Consider the following 25,935-nt stretch of genomic DNA (forward strand, 5'->3'; position numbering starts at 1 on the left):
GCGAGATGGAGCAGTCTGGTAGCTCGTCGGGCTCATAACCCGAAGGTCGTAGGTTCAAATCCTGCTCTCGCAACCAACTTCTAATTCAGTTTAGAAAAGAAAGTCTAGTAAGAAAAAAGTTACAAATATATCGGACGCGAGATGGAGCAGTCTGGTAGCTCGTCTGGCTCAACTATCTATAAACAATGGCGAAGCTCGTAGCTTCAAACCCTGCTCTCGCAACCAACTTCTAACGTCTTTAGAAGTTCTTTAGTTATTAATTTTCTATTTCAATCCAAGCACACATAAAAACCCTGCTATAAATTAAGCCCTTTTTACCTATATCCAAAACAACCTAATCTATAAAATATTGTATTCAAGATTAAAAAAATCTGGTAGCTCGTCGGGCTCAACTCTCTATAGACAATGGCGAAGCTCGTAGCTTCAAACCCTGCTCTCGCAACCAACTTCTAACATCTTTAGAAGTTCTTTAGTTATTAATTTTCTATTTTAATCCAAGCACACATAAAAACCCTGCTATAAATTAAGCCCTTTTTACCTATATCCAAAACAACCTAATCTATAAAATATATTGTATTCAAGATTAAAAAAATCTGGTAGCTCGTCGGGCTCAACTCTCTATAAACAATGGCGAAGCTCGTAGCTTCAAACCCTGCTCTCGCAACCAACTTCTAACATCTTTAGAAGTTCTTTAGTTATTAATTTTCTATTTTAATCCAAGCACACATAAAAACCCTGCTATAAATTAAGCCCTTTTTACCTATATCCAAAACAACCTAATCTATAAAATATATTGTATTCAAGATTAAAAAAATCTGGTAGCTCGTCGGACTCAACTCTCTATAAACAATGGCGAAGCTCGTAGCTTCAAACCCAGCTCTCGCAACCCACGTCTAATATTTTTAGAAGTTTTTCAGTTATTCACTTACTATTTCAATCCTAGATTCGCATAATAAGTGCAATTTCTTAGATTAGATTGTATTCTGATGAAAACAACCTGTTAGCTGGTCGGCTCAACTCTCTATAAACAATAGCGAAGGTCATAAGTTTAAATCCTGCTCTCGTAACCCACTTCTAATATCTTTAAACCCCTTTAATTATTCTATTAACACATATAAAATACGCTACAAAAAATAATATCTTATTTGCGTTGATGCGAAATAGGCTAATCTATAAAAATAGATTGTATTCAAGATGGAGTAACCTGATAGCCCTCTAAGTTAAACGCTTAGTGGATTGATCTATATTCAATAATAAATGAAATTTTCATAATAATTCATCTAACACATTAGAAATGCATACCTTTAGAGTATTCCCATCTAATCAGTCAATTATAGAGTTTAATATGAGAGTTAATTATTCAAAAATGAAACGTTTCAATACTCTTAAATATAAAAACAAAATAACCTACTAAATTAGTCAAGTAAGTACTTGACTAATTTAGTAGGTTTTATATATTATGCCCTCCTCAAGAATAACTTTATTGGAGCTCTTATGCGTTTAACAACAAAAGGCCGTTATGCAGTAACGGCTATGCTTGATCTTGCATTGAATCCTAAACAAGGGCCTGTATCTTTATCGGAAATTTCTATACGACAAGGTATCTCTTTATCTTATCTTGAGCAGTTATTTTCTAAGCTTCGCCGAGAGTCTTTGGTAAAAAGTGTCAGAGGACCTGGCGGAGGATACCAATTAGGGCGAGCAAGTGAAGATATTTTTGTTGCGCAAATAGTAGATGCAGTTAACGAAAAAATTGATGCGACTGCATGTAAAAAGCAAGGTAATTGCCAAAATGGTATTACCTGTTTAACACATAATTTATGGTGCGATTTGAGTGACCAAATACATGGCTTTTTAAATAAGATTAGCCTAGCGGATTTGATGAACCGAGATGATGTTCAAGAAATATCAGGTAAACAAGATATTGAAAGTAGAAAAATCGACATTAAAGACGAAAAATATTCTGTTGAAAAGATCAATTAAATAGTCAATTAAAGTTAAAGATACACAGGCCACCAAGCCTCCACCCCCCATTAGTTAAAAAGTGAGTTTTATATGACGGTGCAAGTAGAAATAGATGAAGCACTAGGAAGAGAATACGAAGCTGGTTTTATTTCTGATATTGAATCAGAAACGTTTGAGCCAGGTTTGGATGAAAGTGTTATCGAGCGCATTTCTAAAATGAAAGGTGAACCAGACTGGATGCTGGAATGGCGTTTAGGTGCATTTAGAGAATGGTTAAAAATGGAAGAGCCGGACTGGGCTTTAGTCGATTACCCTAAAATTGATTTCCAAGCGATTTCTTACTACTCTGCGCCTAAAAGTATGAAGGACAAACCTAAATCTTTAGATGAAGTTGATCCTGAATTATTACGTACTTACGAAAAATTAGGTATCCCGCTTATAGAGCAACAAATGTTAGCGGGTATTGCGGTTGATGCTGTATTCGATTCGGTTTCTGTTGTGACTACTTTTCGTGAAAAGTTATATGAAGCAGGTGTTATTTTCTGTCCTATCTCAGAAGCGATTGTAGAATATCCAGAGCTTGTGAAAAAATACCTTGGTACCGTTGTTGGTCGCAAAGATAACTACTACTCAGCACTAAACTGTGCAGTCTTTACTGATGGTTCATTTGTATATATTCCTAAAGGTGTACGCTGCCCAATGGAGTTATCAACTTACTTCCGTATCAATGAACAAAATACAGGTCAATTTGAACGTACTCTCATTATTGCCGATGAAGGCAGCCATGTTAGTTACCTTGAAGGTTGTACTGCACCACAACGTGATGAAAACCAATTACATGCAGCCGTTGTTGAATTGATTGCAATGGATAACGCTGAGATTAAATACTCAACAGTACAAAACTGGTATCCGGGTGATGAAAATGGCAAAGGCGGTATTTACAACTTCGTAACTAAACGTGGTATATGCCATACCAGTGCAAAAATATCTTGGACACAAGTTGAAACCGGTTCAGCCGTTACTTGGAAATACCCAAGCTGTATTTTAAAAGGTGATAATAGTGTTGGAGAGTTTTACTCTGTTGCACTTACTCGTGGTCGCCAACAAGCCGATACCGGTACTAAAATGATCCATATCGGTAAAAATACTAAGTCTACGATTATAACTAAAGGTATTTCTGCTGGCCGCAGTAATAATAGTTATCGAGGCCTTGTTAAAATGATGGCGAGTGCTGATGGTGCGCGTAACTTCACTGAATGTGACTCATTATTAATTGGTGACAAATGTGGTGCGCATACTTTCCCTTATATAGAAAGTCGCAACCCTTCTGCCATTGTTGAACACGAAGCAACCACATCAAAAGTAAGTGACGAACAACTATTTTTATGTCGTCAACGCGGACTTGATCCTGAAAAAGCGGTTTCTATGATTGTGAATGGTTTCTGTAAAGAAGTATTTAAAGAGCTGCCAATGGAATTTGCCGTTGAAGCAAGTAAATTATTAGAAATTAGTCTTGAAGGCTCAGTAGGTTAAGGAATTATTAAAATGTCGAATACTAAAAGTTTATTAACAATAAAAGATTTATATGCAGGAATAGAAGAAAAGCAAATCCTGAAAGGTTTTAATTTAGATATTAAACCAGGTGAAGTACATGCGATTATGGGCCCAAATGGTGCTGGTAAAAGTACAATGGGTTATGTACTTTCTGGTCGTGATGGTTATGAAGTCGAAAGTGGCAGCGTAACATTTAACGGTGAAAATTTACTTGATCTGGAAATAGAAGAACGCGCAAATGCAGGTCTATTTTTAGCTTTTCAATACCCAGTAGAAATACCAGGCGTAAGCAACCTAGAATTTTTGAAAGCATCTGTTGATGCAGTACGAGCAGCCAATGGAGAAGAAGCAATAACGTCTTCTGAACTATTGAAGCAAGCAAAAGCAGCCTGTAAACAAGTTAATTTACCGCTGGCTTTTTTAAAGCGTGGTGTTAATGAAGGTTTTTCTGGTGGTGAAAAGAAACGTAATGAATTGATGCAAATGCTACTGCTGAAACCAAAATTATGTATTCTTGATGAAACTGATTCAGGACTAGATATTGATGCGCTGCAATTAGTTGCAGAAGGTGTAAATAGCCAACGTTCTCCAGATCGTAGCTTTATTATTGTAACCCATTATCAACGTCTACTTGATTATATTAAGCCTGATTTTGTACATGTTTTAGCGGATGGTAAAATAGTAAAAAGTGGTGATGCTTCACTTGCTCTAGAACTAGAATCTCAAGGTTATGCTTGGTTAGAGAATGGTAATGTTGAAGCTAAGATTGAGGAGTAACTCATGAGCGAATGGTTAGAAAGTGCCATCATTCGAGGGCAAAAAATAGATGACTGGCTGACTCCTAAGCGGACTCAAGCCATTGACTTATTATCAACGACTCCATGGCCAACACGTAAAACAGAAGCATGGCGTTATACGTCGCTACGTGCGATTCAAAACTCAAAAGCAAAAAATATTGAGACGATTGCTAATTTATTACCACAAAATATTACTGATTTATCAGCAATAGAATTAGTGTTTATAAATGGACAATGGGATAAAACACAATTACCTGATGTTTTACCAAAAGGTCTATCAATTTCTCTAGGCTCTGATTTAAATAAAGAGCAGCAATCGCAAGCTTTAGCTAACTTTTCAGACATCAAACCTAAACGTCACTTATTTGGTTTAGTGAATGATGCACTCGCGCAAGATGTAGTGATTGTGAACGTTGAAGATGGATTTAATATTAAGCAGCCACTACGCATTAGTTCACTATTGAGTTTAGGTGCTGAATCTCATACACGTGTACAAGTGACATTAGGAAAAGAATCTCACTTAGCCGTTATTGAAGACGTAAAAGCTGAAGGTGATAGCCTATGTACTGCATTTGTTGAATATCAAGTCTCTGCAAAAGCGCATTTAGAGCATTACCGTTTCGCACTTCAAACGGGCAGCAATGTCGCAGTTGGTGGTTGTCATTTCAATTTGTTAGATCATTCTTCAATGCACAGTACGATTGTTGCTTTTGGTAGTGATTTATCTCGTTTAGATACTGACATTATTCATTCTGGTGAGTTCGTTGATGCAAAATTGAATGCTATTTATCTACTCGATGGCAATGAATTATTTGATCTTCATGCAACGGTTGAGCATGCAATGCCAAATGGTACAACAGAAGAGAATGTTCGTTGTATTGTTGCTGGTCGTTCTAAAGCGGTATTTAATGGGCGAATTCACATACACCGTGATGCACAAAAAACATTAGCTGAATTAAATAATCGCAATTTATTGATGACTAATACAGCTGAAATCAACACAAAACCTGAATTAGAAATTTATGCTGATGATGTCCGTTGTGCACATGGAGCAACGTCAGCTCAGGTTGATAAGCAAGCTTTGTATTACTTACAAACTCGCGGTATTGATCGTGCTAAAGCAAGTGTCATGTTAAATTTTGGTTTCATTAATGAGCTGATTGATTTAATGCCAAACACAGTACTGTCAGAATGGATACGTCCTATCATTCGTAATCGATTTTCAGCAATGGAAGTGAAGTGAGGATTTAATGAGTTTTGATGTCGTTGCGATTCGAGAACAATTTCCAATTTTAAGCCGTAGTGTAAATGGAAAACCTTTAATCTATTTAGATAATGCAGCAACCACACAAAAGCCACAATGTGTGATTGATGCGTTGGTTGATTATTATTCCAACAGTAATTCAAATGTTCATCGTGGCGCTCATTTTCTTGCTGATGAAGCAACACAGCACTTTGAACAAGCTCGAGATACTATCCAGAAGTTTATTAACGCTCCGAAGCGTGAAGAAGTTATTTGGACAACGGGCACAACAGAAAGCATTAATATTGTTGCCAACGGTTTAAGCTCTTTGTTGTCATCGGGTGATGAAGTGATTGCTACTGGAATGGATCATCATGCCAACTTAGTCACTTGGCAAGAAGCATGTAGAAAATCAGGCGCAACATTAAAAATAATTCCAGTGACAGATGCTGGTGAATTAGATCAAGATGTGTTCGATAGTTTACTATCAGAGAAAACCAAGTTTGTTGCTTTTCCACATGTTTCAAACGCACTGGGTACAATCAACCCAGTTAAGTCTATGACGGCTAAAGCAAAACGTTTTAATGCTTGGGTCTTAGTTGATGGTGCACAAGGCGCTGCCCATGGTTGGGCTGATGTACAAGAAATTGGCTGTGATTTTTATGTTTTTTCAGGACATAAAGTTTATGGGCCAATGGGTACCGGTATACTGTGGGGACGCTCTTCTCTTCTTGAAAACTGGCCTGTATGGCGCACCGGTGGAGAAATGATTTCTACCGTTACACTTCAAGAGTCAACATGGAACGTACTGCCTTATCGCTTTGAAGCAGGCACGCCCAATGTAGGTTCTGCCATCGCGTTTGGTAAAGCAGTTGAGTGGTTTACTCATTTAGATCATAAAGCCGTTATGGAACATGAAATGGCTTTATTAGCCTACGCGACAAAACTAGCCAACGAGTTTGAAGGGTTAACTATTATAGGTAATGCCCAGCATAAAATATCAGTGTTAAGTTTTGTTCTCGATGTTGGCCACCCTGCTGACATTGGTTTTTTATTAGATAAACAAGGGATTGCTATTCGTACTGGCGATCATTGTGCACAACCCTTAATGGCAAGGTTTAATGTGCCAGGGACTGCACGTGTTTCCTTTGCTCTCTATAATACATTCGACGAAATTGATGCATTATTTACTGCACTAAAAAAAGTAAAAGTAATGTTATCTTAGGAGTTTTAAATGACAGTATCAGTATTCGACCCTAGTGCAATCGTCTCTTTAACAGATTCGGCACAAAAATATTTTTCTGAAAAAGTGGCAAAAAAACCAGATCATTTCATTCGTTTAAGTACCAAAGTGAGCGGCTGTACTGGATTTGCCTACGTATTAGATATAACTGATAGCCCCTTAGAAGATGATGCTATCATCAACTTTGATAACATTAATTTTGCAGTTGCTTCAGAATCGATGACAATGCTTTCAGGCATAGAGATTGATTTAGTCAATGAAGGTGTTAATCAAGTTGTTAAATATAATAACCCAAATGTTGCAGCTGAATGTGGCTGTGGCGAAAGCTTTAATGTGAGTTAAGTAATGCAACAAAAAATGGTAGTAACACAGCGTGCTTGTGCTGCACGTAGAGTTCCAACAGGTGAACCGTCAATCATTCCAGAGGGCGAGTTTATTTCAATTAATCAAAGCCTTGGTGGTAATTATACCGTGACATGGATGGGTAATATGTTACGTATCGATGGTACCGATGCCTCAGCGATTGGTCAGAAATCAGAAGTCTTAGAGTTTGAAGATCATGGTGGAGATGAAATTGATGAGAGTCAGGTATGGCAAGCATTAGATGGTATTTATGACCCAGAAATTCCAATAAGCCTAGTATCATTAGGTCTAATCTATAAAGTCACTGTCGAACAAAAAACCAAAACTGTACATATCGATATGACCTTAACTGCGCCTGGGTGTGGTATGGGACCTGTACTAGTAAGTGATGTTGAATATCGCGTTGCTAAAGTGCCCAACGTAGAAGCAGTTAAAGTTGAACTATTGTTTGATCCTCCTTGGTCAAGAGAAATGATGAGTGAAGAAGCACAATTAGAGTCAGGCCTTTTCTTCTAATCACTTTCGCCAATCCAGATAATAAAATATAATAGAAAATCGTATTTAACTAGCTCATGTAAAACAACATGAAACTAAACGTTGAGTACGATTTTTCATCTATGTCGTATGCAAAGCACAAGGGGCAACATGTTATTACCAACTACAGAAGAAATTATTGACGATTTAGCATTTTTTGACGACTGGGAAGAGAAGTATAAGTACATTATCGATTTAGGAAAACTACTCCCCGCTTTTGATGATAAATGGCATACGGCAGAGCGTCTTGTAAAAGGCTGTCAAAGTAATGTGTGGATCCAACCCGATGTTGACGGTAAATTACTTATTTTTTCAGTAGATAGCGATGCAATTATAGTAAGAGGTCTACTTGGGATAGTGCTTGCCGCTTTCAATAATAAAACAGCAAGCGAAATAGTAGAGTTTGATATCAATGCTTATTTTGAAGCCTTAGATCTTGAAAAACACCTTAGCCCGACACGTGGTAACGGTTTACGCTCTATCGTTGATCGTATTAAAAATATCGCTAAAGCGTCACTTTAATCAAAACACAAAAATATTATGCTACGGTAACTTAAGCCGTGATAGTTAATAGCTTGAAACCTTCCCTAGGTCTCAAGCTATTTTTTTATCGTTAACCTTCATAAGCCTATAATAACTTACACTGTTGATTTAATTTTTGTGCTGCACTCATACTGTGCTGATAATAAAGTGATTTCCCCCACCATTCCAAGCTGAAACATAAAGTTGATTGTTCTCTTTCACAGGAGAATCAGTATGCGCAATAATACTTAATACTACCTTTGATCAATTTAAGCCTGTCGAATTGATGTTTGATTATAAATCCTCATATGCTCTATTTCTGGAAAGGTTTTTAATAGTCGTTTTTATTTTTGAGTGAAATTACTTTTCAACACCGCTTACTTATCCTTATACCTATACCTATACCTATACCTATACCTATTACGTTAAGTAAGTTATTTTAACAAGTAAAATAGATAAGTTAATTAGCGTGATTGGTATTGCTACAAGACTGATAACTTTATCTCTTCTACGCGGTATTGGCATAACTAAGCACCACGTTTTCCCTGATCATATACAAAGATAAATTGTTTCATGGCTAATGAGTACATGATGATTTTCTCACTACTATTCGGATATTTATTCTAGGTTTAATTCAGGAATAGATTTTGAGTTAATTAAGGTAATGTCGCTACTGTTCGCTTTAATTGCCTTACGAAAATATCAACGTCGATTTTGTGTAAGCGATTAGCAATTATTCAACAGACCACTTTTTCTATCTCTTTAAGTTGTATACTTATTATTCGAATCTAAGACACATAGAAAATACCCAGCCAAAAATTAATACCCATTTTACATTTATGCTAAAAAATCTAACCGATAAACATATAATTGTATTTAAATGCAACAATCAGGTAGCTCGTCTGACTCAATCTCTATAAGAAGTAGCGAAGGTCGTAGGTTTCCCCTGTTCTGAAAACCTACGAGTAATAGCCTCAAAAAACTTAAAAGAGACTGTTAATAACTCATTGCTCTCAGTTACTATAGTCGGAAAAACAACACCTTTTTTAAAAGTCTTATTTCAATGAATTACTTATTATATTTATGTATTATTTTATTGCTATATCGAACTTTAGGTTAAAAATTTAACTTAAACCTATCTAATAAGTATTAATAATAAAGGCAGTTCACGTATACTATGCTCGTAAAAAATAATTATTTGCTTCGTTTCTGAAAGCAGAAATCACATGTAAGTATAAATAATAATAAGTATTAGTTAATATATGAACTTATAAATATAACAACTCTATTTCTCTACTTAACTTTATATTTATTAATTCTTTAAACTAGATTGGAAGAACTGATTTGAATAATAAAAGACAAGTCGTCATTGTTGATGATCAATCAACAGGCAGAATGATCTTAGAAAAAATTATCCTGCAAATAGCCGATGATATTAAAGTAATTGATTTTTCAGATCCTAACGAAGCCCTTAAATGGCTGAGTATCAATAAAGCAGACCTCATCGTAACCGATTATAGAATGCCGGGTTTGAATGGTGTTGAGTTTATTAAAGAAGTTCGTAAAACAACTAGCGGTGAACATATTCCAATCATGATGATCACCGTGGTTAATGATAAAAAGGTCAGATATGAAGCATTGGATGTAGGTGCAACTGCTTTTTTAACAAGACCTATTGATCAAATTGAATGCCGTACAACTTGTAGGAACTTGTTAAAACTACATAAGCAGCATGTCATTATTCAAAATAGAGCAGATTGGTTAGCAGAACAAGTTCAACTTGCAACCGAGCAAATTCTTCAACGCGAACAAGAAACCATTTTAAAACTTGCCAAAGCTGGAGAGTATCGCGATGAAGAAACAGGTAACCATGTTATTAGAATGGCAAAATATTCTAAAATAATAGCTAAAGAAATGGGTTTAAATGAAATAGAATGCGATGACCTAGAGCATGCTGCACAAATGCATGATATTGGTAAAATAGGTATTCCTGACCGTGTGTTATTAAAACCAGGCAGGTTTGAGCCTGATGAATGGGCAATAATGCAAACCCATACTACCATTGGTTATGAAATTCTGTCTGGTAGTCAGTCAAAATATATGCAAATGGGGGCTATCATTGCTCTCAACCACCATGAAAGATTTGATGGCACAGGCTACCCTAATAACCTAGTCGGTGCAGATATTCCCTTAATTGCCCGTATCGTTTCAGTCGCAGATGTATTTGACGCATTATTGTCTGTTCGTCCTTATAAAAAAGCATGGCCACTTGAAGACGTTATTGCTTTTTTAAAAAATAATTCAGGCACACAATTTGACCCAGAGTGTGTCAATGCATTTTGTAACAGCTTACAAAAAATAGAGCACGTTCAGCTGAAATACCCGGATGTTCAGTAAAACAATTAAATGGATTAGATGTCTTAATGAACATATTTCTCAAAAAGCTAAGAGCAGCTAGAAACTGTATTAAAAAAAACAATGATCCAGAAGCTGAGCAAGCAATAGTACGTGTATTTATAGAGTTAATATTAGTTATTTCTTTTTGTATACCTTGGGCAAAACAGGAAACATTCGCTGATATATTAAACTCCCCTGCAAATATTCTTATATTAATAACAACATCCCTCTCTATAACCCTTTTAGTTTCAATATTATTTTATCCTCAAGTGAGCGTAACGAGAAGAGTATTGGGTATTACTCTAGATCTTATTCCATTATCTATCCTCATTGGAATAGCGGGTAAGGATGCAGTGTATTTATTTGTTTTTTATCTATGGGTTATTTTAGGTAACGGTTTTAGGTTTGGAATTAACTATTTATATACTTCATTAAGCATTGGATTAATCGGCTTTAGTACAACCATCTCTTTAAGCGAATATTGGCAGTCTAATATACCTATCTCAATCAGTTTATTGCTTGTTATTACGTTAATACCTCTATATTCAATATTCTTAATTAAAAAATTATATACCGCAATAAATATGGCAGAGAAAGCCAACCAAGCTAAGAGTCGCTTTTTAGCAAATATGTCACATGAATTAAGGACACCATTAAATGGTGTCCTAGGTTTAGGTGATTTATTAAGAGAAACCGAGCTTGAGCAAGAACAACGCAATCTTGTAAATACGATGCAAAGTTCGGCTAAAATCTTACTAGGATTAATAGAAAAAGTACTGGATATATCAAAAATTGAGGCAGGAAAAATTGTTATCACGCAAGAGCCTCTTGATTTACATTCAGTTATTAACTCAGTAATGGCAACTCAAAAAGTTATAGCAAAAACAAAATCACTACAGATTAATTCTAACATTGATTCTAATATCCCTTTTTTATTGAAAGGTGACCAACAGTATCTTCGTCAAATTCTAGTTAACCTTATTGGTAATGCGATAAAATTTACAGACAACGGCTCTATTAATTTAAATATTTTTGAAATATCGCAAAAAGAAAATGCAACGGTACTTCGCTTTGAAATTAAAGATACTGGAATAGGCATTGAAAAAAACTTACTTTCTAGTGTATTTGATGACTTTACACAGGTAGGAATAGCAACAACTCGACATATTGGAGGGTCAGGGTTAGGCACTACCATATCTAAAGAGCTCGTTGAACTGATGGGAGGAAAGATTGGTGTAACAAGTGAATTAAATAAAGGTTCTACTTTTTGGTTTGAGCTGCCTTTTACTATTTTGCCAAATCCTTTAATGGATATTAGTGATCACCATTTGTTAATTTTAGCTACAGACAATAGTAAAAAAGCAATACAGCACTTTCTCAATACTTGGAATCTAACAGCAGATTTTGTTCAATCGTCTGAACATGCTTTAGCTATGTTGAAAAAAGGTTTATCTCAAAATATAGCTTATAAAACGATGATGGTGGATAACCTTAGCCTTTCAGAATCAACACCATATGGTTTTATAGAGCGATTAAAGTCAGAAAAGTTATTAAATGAGTTATCTTTAATCTTACTAAATCCAATGGATGATTATTTAAAAGATAACCGCATTGAGTCTTTATATTCATCTGTTATTAGAGATCTCAAAGATAAACGAGCCTTATTCAATGCATTAAATAAAACTCAAAACTTAGAAAAAGATAATACTAAAGTAATTTCTTTTAGTGAATTCTATGCGACCCAAGATGGGTCAAAACGATTAAATATATTAATTGCAGAAGATAATAAAGTTAATCAACAAGTACTTTCAGGTATTTTGAGGCGAGCTGGGCACTCTGTAGTTATTACTGATAATGGTGAAGAAGCCTTAGAGGTATTAACAAAAGATTTTGACCAGATAGATCTACTTATTGTAGACAAAAATATGCCCAAAAGATCGGGTGATGAGGTTATACAAGCCCTACGTTTTATCGATACAAGTCATAGCTTACCCATTATAATGTTGACCGCAGACGCAACAACAGAAGCCAGAGAATTAGGTATTGTTTTAGGTATTAATCAATTTTTAACTAAACCTGTCGACTCTCACGATTTACTAGAAAAAATAGCAGTGATATCAAAAGATCTAAAAACAAAAGTAATTAAAAAAGTGAGTAATACTTCTACGAAAACACATCAACTTTATTCAATTGATGTCAATGAAACTGATAATTCTTGGTGTAACACTGAAGTTATTAACGATCTTTTCTCACTGGACAATGATCTTCAATTTATGGACCAATTAATTAAAGCTTTCATTAAGGATGGTGATAAGCATATCAAATTAATTAATGAAGCAATTTCTGGTGATTACTTGCAATATAGGGAGTCATTACACGCATTAAAAGGTGCGGCTTCTGAATTAGGTGCAGATAGATTATCTGATATGTGTGCTAAGGGTGAAACTTATAAACCTTTCGATATAGGCACTGAAAAGCTCAATTTACTAATTGATGAAATTAAGTATAACTATAATAAAACTGTAGAAGCTTTAAATGAAATATTAAATAAAGCCTCTACAGGAAAGATAAATTAGACGTTATATGAAGAGCGTATTAAACATTTTTTGCAGTTTGACGTATGACTAATTTATTCATCATACGAAGGTCTTTATTGCCAATTTCTAAAGCAGACTCAACCCATATTTTTGTAATATCTAACAACTCTTTATACGAAATAGGATTACAAATATCTTTGACCTTTCTAATAGCTTTAAAGCTATTAGCTTTACGGTTTACATTATTAATATACTGATAAACAGCCATTTCACCTTTCCCTTTATCAGCTAAAATATCGACAATACCTAAATCATATAATTCTTCTGCTAAATATAATTTCCCACTTAAAATTATCTCTTCGGCTTTTGCTGGTCCTACTTTACGCATCAATAAAGAATAAGCCCCCATACCGGGGAATAAATTAAATAAGACTTCAGGTAATCCTAGTTTAGTTCCTCTTTCCGCAATTAAGATATTACTTGATAACGCAGCTTCAAAACCACCACCTAATGCGTCTCCTTGTACTAGGGCAATTGTTGTAAGCTCAGAATCCAGATGGATAATATTATTGTATAAAACATTAATACATTTAACTGCATAATCTAATAACCCATTTCTATCTCGTTTGTTAATTAACCCTTGAAAAACAGACAAATCCCCCCCTAAATTAAATATCCCCTCAATATCAGAAGCAAGTACTAAATACCCATACTTTTCCTGATCGCTATTCAGCATTTCCAACTGAACACTTTTTTGATAATCAGCGATTTCATCCAATAACAGTGCTGTAAAACAAGAACGAGGCTTTGCATGCATATAATACCAACCCGCTTTATATTTTTCATCGTAATGCGTTGTAAGTTGAGTGTATTGGTTAGCAGGGATATTTTCTTTTGTTGCAACGTGTAGGTTAGTGACTCTTGCTAGGTTATCCATCATTTTAATTTCCTTTAAGTATTTAATTAATCCAAGTTTTCACTTAGTTTTTCATTCATCACACTTGATAAATGTACTTAAAGTGTACCAATATAAAATCAAAATTAGCCTATGATCAACGTGTTTAAATAAGTCAAAAAAACATATATCTCAATCACTTAGCTAATTAAGTCATATTATTAGAGTCAATTTTTTGTTTCTTAACCGCTTCTTAACTTGATTAGTATTAATATGTAAATGATTTTTATCATTATGCTGTCGGTAACCCTAATTGAAATAGATTAACCGCTTTATGTGATATTTTATTAAGTATAAAAATTATAAAGTTACCTCATGCTTTTATAAAAGTAGCTTATATTAAAATACGATTAAACTTGTTATTGGATAATACCTAAATTATGAAAAAAACGACTCGAAATACGTTAATTATTATAACCGTCGCGATTGTTTTACTCGCTGCAGCCGCTTTCTATTGCCTTCAAACTAAAGAACCTACTCAAGACTATGAAACCCAAACAGCGCAACGAGGAAATATTGAAAGCAGTGTACTCGCAATTGGCATGCTACAAGCTTCTAAATTAGTTAGTGTCGGCTCCCAAGTGTCAGGACAGGTTCTCAATTTACCCGTTCCTCTTGGTGGGCATGTTAATAAAGGCGATTTAATAGCAGAGATTGATAATTTAACTCAAAAAAATGATTTAGAAACAGCTAAAGCATCACTTACCATTACCAATGCAGAATATAAAGCAAAGCAAGCACAGATAAATCAAGCGCAAAAAGCTTTTAATCGTCAAAAGGCGATGTTTAAAGAAAATGCCAGCTCCAAAGAAGACTATGAAATAGCTGAGGCCGATCTTGCTGTTTATAAAGCAGAGCTAGACCAATTAAAAGCTGAAAAAATTCAGAACCAGTTAAGTATCGAAAGCGCTGAGTTAGACTTAGGCTATACCACTATCAAAGCACCAATAGAAGGAGTTGTTGTCTACAACTCTGTAGAAGTAGGACAAACGGTAAACGCAAGTCAAACTACTCCTACTTTAGTCGAATTAGCAGATCTGAGTAAAATGACCATTAAAGCTCAAATATCAGAAGCAGATGTGATCAATGTTAAACCCGGACAAGCGGTTTACTTTACTATTTTAGGGCAACCGAATAAACGCTATGAAGCAAAACTACGTGCCATTGAGCCAGGTCCAACTTCAATGGATGGTGATGATAGTGATATGATATCCAGTGATTCTGATGCTATTTATTATAATGGTTTATTTGAAGTAGATAATCCGGAGGGTGTATTACGTATTGGCATGACGGCACAGGTTTCTATTATTTTAAGTGAAGCTAAAGATACACTATTAGTTCCTTCTCAAGTTATACAGAAACACACAGGACGCTCCGTTCGTTATCAAGTACCTGTGCTTGAAAATGATAAGGTTATTCACAAAAAAGTCGAAGTAGGTATTAGTAACAATGTTAATACTGAGATTACCGATGGATTAACAGAAGACGATCAAATTGTTATCGGTTCGGCGGCGGAAAACGCACCAAAACGCACTCGTAAATCCCGTTCACCAATGGGGCTTTAAATATAATGAATAATCCTTTATTAGCTATATCAGGCGTGTATCGCTCCTTTGCCGCAGGGGAGCAAACACTCACGGTATTAAATGATGTCAATCTGACAATTAATCGAGGTGAGATGGTTGCCATTGTTGGCGCATCGGGATCAGGTAAATCAACCTTAATGAATATTTTAGGGTGTTTAGATAAACCTAGCCAAGGTAGTTATTTTATTAATGGTCAAGATACCTCGAAGATGGATGCTGATCAGTTGGCACAATTACGTCGAGAATATTTTGGATTCATTTTTCAACGTTATCATTTATTAGGCGACCTCAATGCTATTGAAAATGCAGAGATTCCCGCGATCTATGCAGGGAAAGAGAAAGCCCTTCGCCATCAACGCGCAACACAACTATTAACTCGCCTTGGGTTAGCAGACCGTCTTGACCATAAACCAGGTCAATTAAGTGGTGGGCAACAACAACGCGTTAGTGTTGCACGTGCACTAATGAACGGTGGAGATGTTATCTTGGCCGACGAACCAACGGGTGCACTAGACAGTCAAAGTGGCGAAGAGATGATGGAATTATTACAAGAATTACATCATGACGGGCATACCATTATTTTAGTTACCCACGATATGGAGGTAGCCAACTTTGCTGATCGAATTATCGAAATTAAAGATGGCTTAATCATCAGAGATACAAAAAACAAACAGAAAAAGGACCAAAAAACATTAGCAGATACTGAAACGGTAAGCGATAAAAACAGTAGTATTGGGCGCTATACTGAAGCCTTTAAAATGGCATTATTAGCTATGTCATCTCATCGATTACGTACATTTTTAACCATGCTAGGTATTATTATTGGTATTGCCTCTGTGGTGTCAGTAGTCGCATTAGGTGCTGGTTCGCAACAGGCAGTATTACAAAATATTAGCGCAATGGGGACTAATACTATTGATGTTCGTCCAGGTTCAGGGTTTGGAGACAGACGTTCAGGCTTAGTAAGAACACTCACATCGCAAGATAGTGAGGCATTAAAAAATCTAAGTTACGTTGACAGTGCTACCCCTTCTATTAGCAGTACAGGTACTATTCGGTACGGTAACCAAGCTGTTTCAGCGACTTTTAACGGCGTTGGTTCGGATTATTTTCGTGTTAAAGGTTATGAGATTTCTGAAGGACAATTTTGGGATGAAACAAATGTTATTAACTTATCACAAGATGCAATCATCGATGACAATACACGGAAATCGCTTTTTTTAGATGAATCAGCGATTGGTAAAGTGATCTTTATTGGAGATCTACCAGTGCGCATTATTGGGGTCACTAAACCTCAAACAAGTACCTTCCAAGGTAGTGATACGTTAAACGTATGGATTCCATACAGTACTGTTGCAAGTCGTATGGTCAATCAAAATTACCTTGATAGTATCACCGTCAGAGTTAATGAGTCTGCATCGAGTAATGCCGCTGAACAAGGTATTATAGCCTTGTTAAAAATGCGTCACGGTAGTGAAGATTTTTTTACCATTAATACTGATTCTATTCGTCAGAGTATCGAGAAAACGACTCAAACCATGACCTTATTGATTACAGCTATTGCTGTTATTTCATTAATTGTAGGTGGAATTGGTGTAATGAATATCATGTTAGTTTCGGTAACAGAGCGCACACGAGAAATTGGTGTAAGAATGGCCGTAGGTGCGAGACAAAGTGATATTTTAAGACAATTCCTCATTGAAGCAGTACTTGTATGCTTTTTGGGCGGTGTTATTGGTATTGCGCTTGCCTACTTAATTGGCTTTATATTTGCGACAACTGGTAGTAGCTTCCAAATGATTTACTCAATGGGTTCGATCATCACAGCCTTTGTTTGTTCCACCTTAATCGGTGTCCTTTTCGGATTTTTACCAGCACGAAATGCCGCACAACTTGATCCTGTTGATGCATTAGCGAGAGAATAATTATGATTAAAACACCTTCCCTATTACGCTGTATTTACACGCTAGGCATAATGTTACTAGTAAGTAGCTGTAGTTCAACACAAAAAACTGAAGATTATCAACCTGAAGTTAATATTCCAAAAAACTGGCAAAGCTTAGCTGTCAATGAACAAGTACAACTTGATCCATGGTGGCAACGCTTCAATGATCCAGAACTTAATACGTTAATTGAGCAAGTATTAGCAACCAACAATGACTTAGCGTTAGCCACTTTAACCTTACGCAGTGCTCGCTTAAAAGCAGGATTAACTGAAGCTGAAGGCTCATTTCAACTCAGCTCAAATACCGATGCGTATCGAGAAACATCATTAAACAGTAGCGCTAGCAGTAGTAATTACAGTACTGACTTATCGATTAGTTATGAACTGGATTTATGGGGACGTGTAGCCTCTGAAGTTGATGCGGCTAAATGGATTAGCTCTGCCAGTGCAGAAGATAGAGAAAGCACTGCACAAAGTTTAGCCGCAACGACCGCTTCTTTATATTGGCAAATTGGTTACCTTAAACAAAGTATTGCATTAAGCCAAGAGAATATAGAGTCTGCAAAGAAAAGTTTAGCGGTCATTGAAAGTCAATACAGATTAGGTGCAGTCACTAAACTAGATATTTTTGAATCGCAACGCAGTTTGGCTGAGCAGCAAGTTTCATATAGTGAGTCACAACAAGTTCTTGTAGAGACACAAAATGCATTAGCCATTTTATATAATCAACCACCTATGAAAATGCCAATCAACATAGAGAAATTACCTGAGGGAAGTATACCGACGATTGCTGCAGGTGTGCCAGCTGACCTCTTAATTCGCCGCCCTGATGTAAAATCAGCGCTATATAATTTAAAGTCTGCCTATGCCACTAAAGATGCCACTTTTGCTGGTTACCTGCCAAGTTTAACCTTATCCGGCACATTAGGCTCTTCGTCTGAGGAACTTAAAAATCTACTATCAAATCCAATTGGCACCTTAGGTGCTAATTTACTGCTGCCTTTCTTACAGTGGAATGAGATGAAGCTAAACAAAAAGCTATCGCAAATTGATGTGGAGTCTGCTGTTGTTACTTATAGAGAGACTTTATATGGTGCATTTAGCGAAGTAGATAATGCTATTTCAGCAAGGCAACAATATCTTTATCAAGGAGCAAGGTTACAAGAGCAATATAATGCTGCACAAGCTGCTGAACGCATTTATGCCAGTCAATATCGTTATGGGGCAATTGATATTCAAGACTGGTTAGATGCACAAGATACATTAAGGGATACTGAACAAGATATTTTAGAAAATCGCTACAATCAATTCAATATTCAAGCAACCTTATATCAAGCACTAGGAGGTTCAGATATTGCACCTAAAGTGACAATGACTGATGAATAATAATCTGCTTTTGAATAATGTTTCCCTTGTGTTAGCCAGAACTAAATTCATCTAAGTGATATTGTTTAATTGAAAAAAAACACCATCATGAACTTCATGATGGTGTTTTTTATCAATGATTACTTAGTCATCACTGTTACACTTTTTCTAACGGCTTAACCTCAACATCGCTTTTTGTTGGTTGGTCACTTAAAATATCAGATAATGTACTTCTTGATATGTGCCCTTCCAGTTCACCTTCTGCATTTAAAACGGCTAAAGGATGCTCGTTATCCAGCATATCAGAAATAACAGATTCTAATAAAGCATCACTTTGTACCGAGGGTACGTCTTCAAAAAGCTCGTCAGTAATCGCATTCTCATAATCACTTTTTTCAACATTTTCTAATGTCTCTTGTGTGATCATTCCCTGGTAGCCATCATCATTCACAACATAGCCGTAATCTTGCTTAGACCGACGCATTTGCGCCACAGCTTCACCAATATTCTCACTAGAGATGCGACACATTTGTGGCTGCATTACCGTTTCAACCGTTAATGCACGTGCTCTATTAACATCTTTAACAAAGGCTTCAACATAGTCATCTGCTGGGTTTAATAATATATCAACAGGCGCACCTTGCTGAATTAATAAACCATCTCTTAGAATTGCGATTTTATCACCAATGCGTAACGCTTCATCTAAATCATGCGTAATGAATATAATTGTTTTATGCAGCTTTTCTTGCAGTTCAATTAATTGGTCTTGCATTTCACTTCTAATTAAAGGGTCCAAAGCAGAAAAAGCTTCATCCATTAACAGAATATCAGCATCGGTACATAAAGCTCTGGCTAAACCAACACGTTGCTGCTGACCACCCGAAAGTTGTCCAGGATATTGTTTAGCGTACCCATCTAAACCCACGGTTTTTAACCATTCCATACCGCGTTCTTCACGATCTTTTTTAGCAACGCCCTGCACTTGTAAACCATAAGTAATATTCTGCAATACAGTACGGTGTGGCATTAAACCAAAACGTTGGAATACCATTGCCATTTTTTGACGGCGGAAATGTTGTAAATCTTTGGCATTTAACTGCATCACATCATCACCATCCACCACAATTTCCCCAGCGGTAGGGTCAATTAAACGGTTAAAATGACGAATCAATGTAGACTTGCCTGAACCAGACAGTCCCATTATTACAAATATTTCACCAGGATAGATATCTAAATTAATATCGGCTAACCCAACTGTATGACCTGTTTCAGCTAAAATAGCCTCTTTAGATTTACCTGCTTTTACTTGCTCTAACACCTTTTTTTCATTTTTTCCGAAAATTTTATATAAGTTTCTAATACTAATTAAAGGGGATTTTTTTTCATTCAAGCTCATCTTAATGACCTCCAAAGTTTTGTAATGTACGTTTTGCATAACTTTGAGAAATTCGGTCAAAGATAATAGCCAACGCAACAATCGCAAGACCATTTAATAAACCTTGAGTGAAATATTGGTTACTAATTGCTTGTAGAACCGGTTGTCCTAAGCCTTTAACACCGATCATAGAAGCAATAACAACCATCGCCAATGCCATCATAATAGTCTGATTAATACCCGCCATAATCGTCGGCATGGCTAAGGGTATTTGCACACCAAATAATCGTTGCATCGGGCTTGCACCATAAGCGGTTGCAGCTTCTAATACTTCTTTATCTACGAGGCGTATACCTAAGTTCGTTAAGCGAATAACAGGTGGAATAGCATAAATAATAACGGCAATCACACCAGGCACTTTACCGATACCCAGTAACATAACCACAGGAATCAAATAAACGAAAGCGGGCATGGTTTGCATCACATCTAATATAGGCGTCACAACAGATTGCACTCGGTTAGATCGCGCCATTGCTATACCGATAGGCATGCCTATTATAATGGCCAATAAGGTCGATACGATGATCATACTCATGGTGCGCATTGTATCCTCCCACATACCGAAATAACCAATGAGGACAAAGGCAGCTGCAACTGAAATGGTTAATTTAAACGAGCGGCTTGCAGCATAAGCAAAAGCCGCTAATGCGGCAATAACAAGCCACCAAGGCATTGCTAATAATAACTTTTCAAACCAAATAAGGGTGCTTAATAAAGGGTCAAAAAAGGATTGAATACTATCACCGTATTCGCGTGAAAAGTCTCGAAATGCACCATCGAGTAGTTTTTTAAAATCTCTTAATTCTTTACGATCAAGTTGCGGGATTTCTGATATCCATGACTTGTCTGACATTTTATTTTTCTCTCCTGAAAAATTTTAACCAACCTAGGTAAATATCTAGCTAATTAATAATGCGTTTAACGTTAATATGTTGAAGTTATTTACTTACCTAGAATGATGATAAAGCCTAGAATTTCTAGGCTTTATAAGGTGGGATTATAATTCTGCTACTGCTTTTTTAATTTTCTCAGCTGTTGGTGCATCAACCCATGTAGTCCATATTGACTCATAGTTCGTTAAGAAATACTCAACGATATAATCGCCATCAGCTTGTTCATCTTCTTTCCAAGCTAATAACGTATTCATTTGCTCATTAGTAAATGAACGACCTGCCAAGTATGCCAATACTTCAGGCGATCTTTTAGCAAATTCTTCCGTTACCACAGAATCAACTGCTGAAGGTGGATACATAGTAACTTTAGGCGCTAAACAATCAATTTGAGTGGTACAGTTAACAAATTCATCTTTATCAATGCCTGATCCAAAATCAACTTTAACCATCTTATATTTACCTAAGACAGATGTTGGCGCCCAGTAATATCCAAACCAAGCCTCTTCACGTTCATAAGCTTTAGCAATTGAGCCTGATAAACCAGCACCAGAACCTGGATCTAACAATTCAAAACCAGATGCTTCTAAATCTAATGCGTTGAATAGTTGGCTAGTTGATATTTGACAGTTCCAGCCTGCAGGACAGCCCATAAATGCAGACTTAGCTGGATCTTCAGGGTGTTTAAATAATTTTGCATTGGCTTTAATACCAGCAATAGTCGCTAAGGTAGGATCTTTCTCAACCATGTAAGCTGGTACCCAAAAACCTTCTTCACCACCATCAGTTAATGTCGTACCTGCATAACGGATACGACCTTCAGCAACACCCTTATCCAATGCTTCACGCATCGCGTTACTCCAGAACTCAGGCGCAATATCAGGCTGACCTTTTTCAATCATTGCAGCGCCTGTTGGCATCGTATCGCCAGGGACTAATTCGGCATCACAATCAAAGCCGTGTTCAATGATAAAACGGTCAACATTGGCAATAACGGTTGCAGAAGCCCAGTTCATATCTGCAATGGTGACTTTGCCACATTCACTTGCAACAGCTGGCATTGTAAAAGCAGCACATGCTAATAGAATAGAAGACGAAATAATCTTACGCATATTAATATCCTTATTAATTGTTAAATTTATTATGAATCATTTAGTTAAAACGTTTATATATTACACTAAATAGCTACCTATATGAAATCAAGCGAAAACATGGTCTTAAAAACACTAACTAGCGCATTCGCCACTAGCACTAAATATACTTCGTATTAATATCAATTTTCGCCATTAAATAAATACTAAAATTGACTCTTATCACTTATTTATTACAGATACTTATGACAGAATAAAGTACTTTCTCGATCATCAATCTGGCCAATCTAATGATAAATATTATAAATTTAGAACATGACAACTTAACAATTAATCACTGGCAATTACGTGAAAATGAAAGCTGGTGCGTTTTGGGACGAAATGGTTCTGGTAAACAATATTTAGACCAACTATTAACAGGCAGTTTTAACCCAACTCAATTTAAACAATTAACTTTACCTGACAAAGAAAAAGTAGGCATGATTTCTTTTGAGGCACAACAAAAAACCTATGAAAGAGCCTTAGATGCGGAAGCACCTGACTATGTTGAGGTGAATGAAGCAGCAACCAAAGCAAAAGACTTTCTGCCTCAAAATAGATGGAATGATCCACTGATCAGTGAATTTGGTTTAAGCCATCGTATGGATACCGGTTACTTACAACTTAGTACCGGTGAAAGCCGTAAACTACTGATCCTAGAAGCCATCTTTAGCGGTATTGAGCTTTTAGTCTGTGATAACCCTTTCGATAGTTTAGATGTTGCTTCCTGTGAGGCGCTTTCCATTGCATTAGAACGCCTGTCTAAAAATGGTGTTAGCATTTTATTAATGCTCAGTAATCGACAAGACATTCCGGAGTGGTGTAATAACATTGCCTTTATTGAGCGTGGTCGATTTGATGTTATCGGTCAATTAGAAGACGCGGAAACAAAAAAACAATTAGATGCTTTATTAAGCCCTGTGCCCGATGAAACAGACTGGCCTGAAAATATGCATGAGCTATCTGATTTCGCGCATCCTTATTTAGTTAAGTTAAACAAAGGGACTGTTCACTATAACGGTGTGAACGTGTTTGAAAACCTAGATGTGGAAATCAAACCGTTACAACACACTTTAATAACAGGGCCAAATGGCAGCGGCAAATCAACCTTAATGCAATTAATTACCGGGGATTGCCCTCAATGTTATAGCAATGATATTAATGTATTGGGTTATCAAAGAGGCTCAGGGGAAACCATTTGGCAAGTTAAAGAACATATGGGTATTGTTAGCTCAGAATTGCATCGTCAATATAGGGTGAGCAGTGACTTGTTAACTGTCGTAGTTTCAGGCTTTTATGATTCTATCGGTATGTATCAACAACCGAGTCCGTACCATATTAAAATAGCACGCCAATGGTTAGATAAAATAGGATTACTTAAACAACAAAAAAGCGCATTTCAAAGTTTAAGTTATGGAGAGCAACGCTTAGCATTAATAGCAAGAGCATTAGTTAAGTCACCTTATTTGTTAATCTTAGATGAACCAACACAGGGATTAGATGAACTAAACAGGCATCGAGTGCTTAACTTTTTAGAGCACTTAGCTAGCCAGAAGCATAGTACCATGTTGCTAGTAAGCCATCGTAAAGATGAATTTTTATCGATATTTAAGCAACATATTAAGCTTTAATATTAGTAAGAGTACATCACTGGTTTTCTCAGAGATGTACTCTTAATTTAAATTATCATTTTAACTTTTATATTTTAAACTGACCCACAAGCCCTTCTAATTTACCGCCTTCAGAAAGCACATCACTGGCAATTTTTTCAGCTTCAATACTACTTGACGTTAATGAGTTAACAATATTTTGAATCTCATAAACATTACGTGTTATCTCTTCTGTCACAGAGCTTTGCTCTGTCGTCGCAGTCGCTATTTGTGTACTCATGTCATTAATTGAAGTAATAGATTCGGTCACCGAGTGCAGACTTTGTGAAATCGTTTTTGATGAATCAACTGAACGAACACTTCGCTCTTGACTCAACGACATCGCATTCACTGACAATCCAACTAAACGATGCAACTCCTCAAGCATTTCATTGATTTCAAGTGTACTTTTTTGAGTACGACTTGCTAAGCTTCTTACTTCATCAGCAACAACTGCAAAACCTCTGCCCTGCTCACCAGCTCGTGCCGCTTCAATCGCAGCATTTAAAGCTAATAAGTTAGTTTGATCAGCAATAGCGCCAATCACGGTCAATACTTGGTTAATTTTTTGAGACTGTTCACTTAACGCACTCATGCTTGTTACTGCACCGTTAATCTCTTCCACTAATGCAGAGACTTCGGTCAATGATGTTTCAACACATTCTTGTGCATGCTTCACATCTATTGATACAGCTTGTGTAGCCTCTGCTACTTGATTTGTATTACTTGCGACTTCACTCGCAGTAGACGACATTTCAGTTACCGCTGAGACAACTTGATCTGTTTGATCATTATGATGATGCAGTTGTGAAGCTATCTCTGTACTTTGATGATTCATATCGACACCAGCTTTATTAATTCCCGTTGTTGCGGTACTAATATCAGCAATTATGTTTCTTAATTTATCAACAAATAGATTAAACGATTTTCCTAACTGTGAGATTTCATCGTGACCATGTATATCAAGTCGTTGTGTTAAATCTCCTTCACCTTGTGCAATATCATTTAAATTATCAGCCATACGTTTAATAGGTTTAACCATTCTTGCTGCAACGAAGAAAATAATAATGGTAGTGAGAATAATTAATGCAATTGAAATAGAAACAATTAACCATATTTTTTCATTGAAACTTTTTGTTACTGAAGCAGAATACTGATTAATCGACTCTTCAATATCATCAATATAAGCGCCAGTACCAAGCATCCAATTGGTATTAGGGATCATGGTTGCATAACCTAGCTTTTCAAATTGGGTAGAAGAACCTGGCTTTTGAAAATAAAAGGAATAAATACCATCACCTTTTTGTGCCGTATCAAGTAAACCTTCAATAATTTTATTGCCTTTGGTATCTTTTAAATTTATTAAGTCTTTTCCTTGTAATTCAGGTTTGATCGCATGAAAGATATTTTTCCCACTTGTGTCATAAATATAGAAATACCCTGCTGTACCAAAACGAATATCACGTAAAGCTTCTTCTATATTACCTTGATTAGGTAAAGACATTTGGTAAGCAACAATACCAGCTGCCACTTCAGTGACTTCTTTTAATTCACGCTTACGCTCTTTAAGTAAAGCGTGACGAAACTCAGCAATGTTATTAGTAAGCCCTTCTTTTTCCAAACTATAAGAGATAGATGACAATAAAATTAAGATAACGATAAGCGGTAATAAGGTGAGTAATAATAACTTCTGAAGTAGATTTAATTTATTCATGTATATCCTAATCTTTTAATACAGGTTGGATTGATAGCATTGCAATCTACTAAGTATATTTACTTAATTCGATTATGGCGTCTTAGTTAGCAAAGAAATTAAAAAGTTAAT

Annotated in this window: 19 protein-coding genes; 14 read left to right on the forward strand and 5 right to left on the reverse strand. The window is 36.1% G+C overall.

Features of this window, described 5'->3' with window-relative positions:
• The first annotated feature begins 1,494 nt into the window (after nt 1-1,494).
• The 10 genes from iscR to Q0794_RS09945 all read left to right on the forward strand — a co-directional run bounded on the left by iscR (nt 1,495) and on the right by Q0794_RS09945 (nt 13,194).
• Entirely contained in the window at nt 1,495-1,983 is a 489-nt protein-coding gene (gene iscR, locus Q0794_RS09900) for a Fe-S cluster assembly transcriptional regulator IscR (RefSeq protein ID WP_298941557.1), read from the forward strand.
• A gap of 78 nt (nt 1,984-2,061) precedes the next feature.
• Nucleotides 2,062-3,498: a Fe-S cluster assembly protein SufB gene (gene sufB / locus Q0794_RS09905; RefSeq protein WP_298941639.1), complete on the forward strand. Its 1,437-nt coding sequence runs from the start codon at nt 2,062-2,064 to the stop codon at nt 3,496-3,498.
• 12 nt (nt 3,499-3,510) lie between these two features.
• On the forward strand, nt 3,511-4,296 hold the full coding sequence (sufC, locus tag Q0794_RS09910; RefSeq protein ID WP_298941558.1) for a Fe-S cluster assembly ATPase SufC: 786 nt from the start codon (nt 3,511-3,513) through the stop codon (nt 4,294-4,296).
• 3 nt (nt 4,297-4,299) lie between these two features.
• The gene (locus Q0794_RS09915) at nt 4,300-5,559 is read left to right on the forward strand and encodes a SufD family Fe-S cluster assembly protein (RefSeq protein ID WP_298941559.1); all 1,260 of its coding nucleotides are present in this window, start codon (nt 4,300-4,302) and stop codon (nt 5,557-5,559) included.
• Nucleotides 5,560-5,566: 7 nt separating this feature from the next.
• Complete coding sequence (locus Q0794_RS09920; RefSeq protein ID WP_298941560.1) at nt 5,567-6,784, forward strand: SufS family cysteine desulfurase; 1,218 nt, start codon at nt 5,567-5,569, stop codon at nt 6,782-6,784.
• A gap of 9 nt (nt 6,785-6,793) precedes the next feature.
• Nucleotides 6,794-7,144: an iron-sulfur cluster assembly accessory protein gene (locus Q0794_RS09925; RefSeq protein WP_298941561.1), complete on the forward strand. Its 351-nt coding sequence runs from the start codon at nt 6,794-6,796 to the stop codon at nt 7,142-7,144.
• A gap of 3 nt (nt 7,145-7,147) precedes the next feature.
• Nucleotides 7,148-7,681 (forward strand): putative Fe-S cluster assembly protein SufT, encoded by a 534-nt coding sequence (gene sufT, locus Q0794_RS09930; RefSeq protein WP_298941562.1) that lies wholly within the window; start codon nt 7,148-7,150, stop codon nt 7,679-7,681.
• A gap of 129 nt (nt 7,682-7,810) precedes the next feature.
• Complete coding sequence (locus Q0794_RS09935; RefSeq protein WP_298941563.1) at nt 7,811-8,221, forward strand: SufE family protein; 411 nt, start codon at nt 7,811-7,813, stop codon at nt 8,219-8,221.
• Nucleotides 8,222-9,565: 1,344 nt separating this feature from the next.
• Nucleotides 9,566-10,618 carry an HD domain-containing phosphohydrolase gene (locus Q0794_RS09940; protein ID WP_298941564.1) on the forward strand — a complete coding sequence of 351 codons (1,053 nt, stop codon included), beginning with the start codon at nt 9,566-9,568 and terminating at the stop codon, nt 10,616-10,618.
• Nucleotides 10,619-10,644: 26 nt separating this feature from the next.
• Nucleotides 10,645-13,194: an ATP-binding protein gene (locus Q0794_RS09945; protein WP_298941565.1), complete on the forward strand. Its 2,550-nt coding sequence runs from the start codon at nt 10,645-10,647 to the stop codon at nt 13,192-13,194.
• A 19-nt stretch (nt 13,195-13,213) separates the two neighbouring features.
• Here the strand turns inward: Q0794_RS09945 and Q0794_RS09950 are convergent, their stop codons facing one another.
• Nucleotides 13,214-14,095 (reverse strand): crotonase/enoyl-CoA hydratase family protein, encoded by an 882-nt coding sequence (locus Q0794_RS09950; RefSeq protein WP_298941566.1) that lies wholly within the window; start codon nt 14,093-14,095, stop codon nt 13,214-13,216.
• A gap of 395 nt (nt 14,096-14,490) precedes the next feature.
• On the opposite strand from Q0794_RS09950, the gene Q0794_RS09955 reads away from it, so the two are divergent.
• From Q0794_RS09955 to Q0794_RS09965, 3 genes are read left to right on the forward strand one after another with little or no spacing between them, the layout of a single operon-like run.
• Entirely contained in the window at nt 14,491-15,675 is a 1,185-nt protein-coding gene (locus tag Q0794_RS09955) for an efflux RND transporter periplasmic adaptor subunit (RefSeq protein WP_298941567.1), read from the forward strand.
• Between the two features lie 5 nt (nt 15,676-15,680).
• Nucleotides 15,681-17,621 (forward strand): MacB family efflux pump subunit, encoded by a 1,941-nt coding sequence (locus Q0794_RS09960; RefSeq protein WP_298941568.1) that lies wholly within the window; start codon nt 15,681-15,683, stop codon nt 17,619-17,621.
• A gap of 2 nt (nt 17,622-17,623) precedes the next feature.
• Nucleotides 17,624-19,027 carry an efflux transporter outer membrane subunit gene (locus tag Q0794_RS09965; protein WP_298941569.1) on the forward strand — a complete coding sequence of 468 codons (1,404 nt, stop codon included), beginning with the start codon at nt 17,624-17,626 and terminating at the stop codon, nt 19,025-19,027.
• Nucleotides 19,028-19,163: 136 nt separating this feature from the next.
• Here the strand turns inward: Q0794_RS09965 and Q0794_RS09970 are convergent, their stop codons facing one another.
• The 3 genes from Q0794_RS09970 to Q0794_RS09980 form a co-directional block, all read right to left on the reverse strand.
• Nucleotides 19,164-20,402, reverse strand: a complete 1,239-nt coding sequence (locus Q0794_RS09970) for a glycine betaine/L-proline ABC transporter ATP-binding protein (RefSeq protein WP_298941570.1) — start codon at nt 20,400-20,402, stop codon at nt 19,164-19,166.
• Between the two features lies 1 nt (nt 20,403).
• On the reverse strand, nt 20,404-21,294 hold the full coding sequence (locus Q0794_RS09975) for a proline/glycine betaine ABC transporter permease (RefSeq protein WP_298941571.1): 891 nt from the start codon (nt 21,292-21,294) through the stop codon (nt 20,404-20,406).
• A gap of 144 nt (nt 21,295-21,438) precedes the next feature.
• Nucleotides 21,439-22,443 carry an ABC transporter substrate-binding protein gene (locus tag Q0794_RS09980; protein ID WP_298941572.1) on the reverse strand — a complete coding sequence of 335 codons (1,005 nt, stop codon included), beginning with the start codon at nt 22,441-22,443 and terminating at the stop codon, nt 21,439-21,441.
• A 269-nt stretch (nt 22,444-22,712) separates the two neighbouring features.
• Here Q0794_RS09980 and Q0794_RS09985 point away from each other — a divergent pair, with 269 nt between their 5' ends.
• On the forward strand, nt 22,713-24,092 hold the full coding sequence (locus Q0794_RS09985; RefSeq protein WP_298941573.1) for an ATP-binding cassette domain-containing protein: 1,380 nt from the start codon (nt 22,713-22,715) through the stop codon (nt 24,090-24,092).
• A 67-nt stretch (nt 24,093-24,159) separates the two neighbouring features.
• Here Q0794_RS09985 and Q0794_RS09990 read toward each other — a convergent pair whose 3' ends face one another.
• Nucleotides 24,160-25,824 (reverse strand): methyl-accepting chemotaxis protein, encoded by a 1,665-nt coding sequence (locus Q0794_RS09990; RefSeq protein WP_298941574.1) that lies wholly within the window; start codon nt 25,822-25,824, stop codon nt 24,160-24,162.
• Nucleotides 25,825-25,935 lie beyond the last annotated feature (111 nt).

It is taken from the genome of uncultured Psychromonas sp. (assembly GCF_947489755.1).
Classification (GTDB): Bacteria; Pseudomonadota; Gammaproteobacteria; order Enterobacterales; family Psychromonadaceae; genus Psychromonas.